4 protein-coding genes are annotated in these 4882 nt (G+C 57.7%); 3 read left to right on the top strand and 1 reads right to left on the bottom strand.

The features are described from left to right. The coding region (locus B2W52_RS01350; RefSeq protein WP_286801040.1) for a DUF1538 family protein at positions 1 to 460 on the bottom strand (460 nt) is incomplete at its 3' end. A gap of 278 nt (positions 461 to 738) precedes the next feature. Here B2W52_RS01350 and B2W52_RS01345 point away from each other — a divergent pair. The 3 genes from B2W52_RS01345 to B2W52_RS01335 all read left to right on the top strand — a co-directional run. Next, positions 739 to 2331, top strand: coding sequence for an isocitrate lyase (locus tag B2W52_RS01345; protein ID WP_286801039.1), 1593 nt, complete (start codon positions 739 to 741; stop codon positions 2329 to 2331). A 163-nt stretch (positions 2332 to 2494) separates the two neighbouring features. Next, the gene (locus tag B2W52_RS01340; RefSeq protein ID WP_273069974.1) at positions 2495 to 4309 is read left to right on the top strand and encodes an SLC13 family permease; all 1815 of its coding nucleotides are present in this window, start codon (positions 2495 to 2497) and stop codon (positions 4307 to 4309) included. Positions 4310 to 4378: 69 nt separating this feature from the next. Then, positions 4379 to 4882, top strand: a 504-nt coding sequence (locus B2W52_RS01335; protein WP_286801038.1) for a DinB family protein, incomplete at its 3' end; no start/stop codon positions are given.

Raw genomic sequence — 4882 nt, 5'->3', positions numbered from 1 at the left:
TGATCATGAACCAGTGCAGCGGGTAACCAAATATGGTTCTGAACACGCCCAGGGCAACGACGAGGCCAACGGAAACGGCCACCAGTATCCTGAGTGTCAGGGCCTTTATCTTGCCCTCGCTGATTTCCTCCGCCTGCTGGGCCACGGCAATCAGTGCCGGCTCTGCCACCACCGCAGAAAAGCCCATTGCGAAGCCGAACGAGAGCAGAACCGGCACAGAGCCCCTGCGGGCAAACTGATTGGACAGACTTTTGCCAACCGGGAAGATGCTCAGCTCAAGGCCCTGGAGGAACAGGGCAACGCCGACAGCCACGATCAGCAGACCCGCTGCCATCGCAAACGTGTTGTCCGGCATTTGCCGGAGAATAACAAGCTGGAAGAAGACAACGACGGCGATGATCGGAACCAGGTTCTTCAGGGCATGCACAAGGGAGTGGCTGAAAGCTCGCAGGTAGAACACTGTTTGCGCCTGATGGGGTCGGGTGATGCTTGCTCACTGTTAACAGTAACAATAGCCACTTTTCCGATGTTGATCCAACTCAAGAATAAGGGGTTCTTACCATTCACCAGGAAAATGCCGAAAATAGATTATATAAATTTCAATTATAAATTTGAAACCACTAAAGTAACCATCAATGTCAGCGCTTCGCTCAAAAAGTGAGCAGGTTGTTGGCTTCGGAAGTTGCTGTACGCTTCTCCGCATCGACTTAGAAAACCAACGTAGAAAGGATTGAGACAATGCCCTACGCACAAGACGTTGACCAGATTGCTTCCCTGTTGAAGCAGCACCCGACCTGGAATGCTATCAACCCGAAGCACGCCGCTCGCATGCGCGCCCAGAACAAGTTCAAGACTGGTCTGGATATCGCGAAGTACACCGCCAGGATCATGCGCGAAGACATGGCGAACTACGATCAGGACACCGCCCAGTACACCCAGTCCCTGGGCTGCTGGCACGGCTTTATCGGTCAGCAGAAGATGCTGTCCATCAAGAAGCACTTCGGCACCACCAAGCGTCGCTACCTGTACCTGTCTGGCTGGATGGTTGCTGCCCTGCGTTCCGAGTTCGGTCCGCTGCCTGACCAGTCCATGCACGAGAAGACTGCCGTATCCGGCCTGATCGAAGAGCTGTACACCTTCCTGCGTCAGGCAGATGCCTGGGAACTGAACCACCTGTTCCGTGCCCTGGAAGAAGCTGAGAAAGCTGGCGACAACGCCAAGGCTGAAGAACTGATCAAGCAGATCGACAACCACGAAACTCACGTTGTGCCGATCATTGCCGACATCGATGCTGGTTTTGGTAACGCCGAAGCGACCTACCTGCTGGCCAAGCAGATGATCGAAGCCGGTGCCTGCTGCATCCAGATCGAGAACCAGGTGTCTGATGAGAAGCAGTGTGGTCACCAGGACGGCAAGGTAACTGTTCCCCACGCCGACTTCCTGTCCAAGATTAACGCCGTTCGTCTGGCGTTCCTGGAGCTGGGTGTGGACGACGGTGTTATCGTTGCCCGTACCGACTCCCTGGGCGCTGGCCTGACCCAGAAGATCGCCGTAACCGAAGAGCCGGGCGATCTGGGTGACCAGTACAACAGCTTCATCGACGGTGAAGTGATCGAGAAGGCTGAAGACATCAACAACGGCGACGTTGTCATCAAGCAGAAGGGCCAGCTGGTTCGTCCGAAGCGTCTGGCTTCTGGCCTGTTCCAGTTCAAGCCGGGCACTGGCGAAGACCGTGTTGTGCTGGACTGCATCACCAGCCTGCAGAATGGTGCCGACCTGCTGTGGATCGAAACCGAGAAGCCGCACGTCGAGCAGATCGCCTCGATGATGGACCGCGTCCGCGAAGTCATCCCGAACGCCAAGCTGGTCTATAACAACAGCCCGTCGTTCAACTGGACCCTGAACTTCCGTCAGCAGGTATTCGACGCATGGAAGGAAGAAGGCAAGGACGTTTCTGCCTACGACCGCGACAAGCTGATGAGCGAAGAGTACGACAACACCGAGCTGGGTCAGCTGGCTGACGAGTGGTGCCGTAACTTCCAGCGTGACGGTTCACGCGAAGCGGGTATCTTCCACCACCTGATCACGCTGCCGACTTACCACACCGCGGCCCTGTCTACCGACAACCTGGCCAAGGGTTACTTCGGTGACGAAGGCATGCTGGCCTACGTGGCTGGTGTACAGCGCAAGGAAATCCGTCAGGGTATCGCCACCGTCAAGCACCAGGATATGGCTGGTTCCAACATCGGTGACGACCACAAGGAATTCTTCGCTGGTGACGCGGCCCTGAAGGCCGGTGGTAAAGACAACACCATGAACCAGTTCGGTTAATAGAACAGTTCAGTTGTCTCTTCCGGAGTAATCCGGAAGCCACAAAAACCCCGCCTCGGCGGGGTTTTTTCGTTGAGGCGAGGATATTTGGTGTATCGCTCGTGATGTGTTCGATACTGTAACCTGAAGAGAAACAAGCTCGGTGCCAACCGGAGGGAAGGTGTTGAACACGGATCAGGCCATTGTTTTTTCGATACTGGGTATCGCCCTGGTGCTGTTCGTCTGGAACCGAATCCGGTTCGATCTGGTCGCCCTGATCGCGCTTCTTGCTGTCTCGATTGCCGGGATCGTGCCTGTGGATCAACTGTTCGACGGCTTTGGCCATCCTGCGGTTGTCACGGTGGCGGCGGTTCTGGTTATCAGCCAGGGGCTGGTCAACGGCGGTGTGGTTGACCGCCTGGCCAGGCTGCTTGGAAAGGTCGGGCACAGGCCGACGCTGCAGGTGCTGATGCTGACTTCAGTGGTGGCCCTTTGCTCGGGGTTTATCAACAACGTTGGTGCACTCGCACTGTTGATGCCGGTGGCGGTCTGGATGTCCAGGGAAGCCGGGCGGTCGCCCTCGCTGCTGCTGATGCCCCTGGCATTTGGTTCCCTGCTCGGGGGAACCATGACACTGATTGGCACGCCTCCGAACATCATCATTGCCAGTTATCGGGAAGCTGGTTCGTTCGGCATGTTTGACTTCGCACCGGTGGGCCTTGCCATTACGTTGGCAGGCATTGGCTTTATCACGCTGGTCGGGTGGCGGCTGACGCCGCGGCGGGGTAAGCCCGACGACGGTGGCAAGCTGTTCAGTGTGGGCGACTATGTTACCGAGCTTCGGGTGCCGGAGGATTCCTCCCACGTTGGGGCAACCCTTCATGGGCTTCTGACGCGCGCCGATGCCGAGAAGGACGTCGTGGTTCTGGCGCTTATCCGGGATGACAAGCGGTCGCTGGCTCCCTCTACGTTCTCCGTCCTGCGCGGCGATGATCTGCTCCTGGTGGAAGCGGATACCGATGCCTTGCAGGACTTTCTGGACAGCACCGGGCTCGAGTTGGCGAGAGTGGAGGAAGCCTCTTCAGAAGCGTCCGATCAGGAAGAACCAGAGTCGGGAAAGCCGGGCGAAAAGTCCCTGTCTGAGGGCGACGTGCGTTTGATCGAAGCGGTCATCACGCCGGAATCGGGGCTGATCGGAAAAACCGCCAACAGGCTCAATCTTCGCGAGCAGAACGGTCTCAACATCGTTGCGATTGCGCGTCAGGGTCAGCGGTTGCAGCGACGTCTGGGTGATATTCGTTTTCAGGCTGGCGACATCCTTCTGGTCCAGGGCGAGGAGGAAACCTTGAGTGTCACGCTTCAGGGGCTCGGCTGCCTGCCCCTGGCCGAGCGGGGTCTCCGGTTTGGCAGGGAGCGCAACTCCCTTCTGGCTGGCGGCCTTTTTATCGCCGCCATTGCGTTGATTGTGGTTGGCTGGTTATCTCCCCCGGTCGCGCTGGTCGCCTGCGCCGTGGTCATGGTTCTCAGCAAGGTTCTCAGCAACCAGGAAGCCTACCGGGCGATTGACTGGCCCGTTATCGTTCTGCTGGCCGCCATGATTCCTGTGGGGCAGGCCCTCGAGACTACCGGTGGGGCAGAATTGATCGCGTCCTGGATGCTGATGCTGGGCTCCGGAGGCGATGCCTGGGTGGTTGTTACCATTATCCTTACGGGCACAATGCTGCTGTCGAACGTTGTGAACAACGCGGCAGCGGCCATCCTGGTTGCGCCGATTGCCTTGAGTCTTTCCGGGCAGCTTGGCATTGCCGCCGATGCCATGTTGATGGCGGTGGCGGTTGGCGCCTCCTGCGCCTTTCTGACCCCGGTAGGGCATCAATCCAATGCTCTGGTTATGGAGCCCGGAGGTTATCGCTTTGGGGACTACTGGCGGCTGGGGCTGCCGCTGTCTCTCCTCGTAACCGTGGTAGCTGTGCCAGTCATTCTGGCGGTCTGGGCGTGACGCCGTTTAACCGGTGTCTGTACTCTCTGTTATGCTGTTAGTCATCTGTTTTGATGGGTGACTGGCACGATGGCAGTGATTGAGCAAATCGATCTGGCAAAGTCGGAATTGCTGGAGCAGCTTGAATGGACAAGGAAGCGAACCGAGACCCTCGTGTGTTCTCTTCCCGAGACCGCGCTGGACGTTCCCTACCATCCGGGCGTCAATCCACCGCTCTGGGAAATGGGGCATGCGGCCTTCTTTTACGAAGTCTTCGTCTTCAACCTGCTGGATGGCACACCGAGCCATGATCCTGCCATGGACGACCTGTGGGATTCGTTCCACATCGAACACCGGGATCGATGGAACCGCGAGTTGTTTCCGGGGCGGCAGAAAACCCTCGACTACTTCAATCTCATCTATGATCGAGTGGCCGAGCGGATCGAGAAGCAACCGTTAACCGACCAGGCCCGTTACCTCTACCGCTACGCAATCTACCACCAGAACATGCACATCGAGTCTATGATCTGGTGCCGTCAGACCGTCGGCTACCCGGCTCCGCCGGGTACTGATTTTTACCGACCGGCGCCAGGT

This window comes from Marinobacter sp. UBA2498, from assembly GCF_002341575.1.
In the GTDB taxonomy this organism is placed as follows: domain Bacteria; phylum Pseudomonadota; class Gammaproteobacteria; order Pseudomonadales; family Oleiphilaceae; genus Marinobacter; species Marinobacter manganoxydans.
The sequence above is the reverse complement of the archived record's forward strand: the minus strand, read 5'-3'. Positions and strand labels throughout refer to the sequence as shown.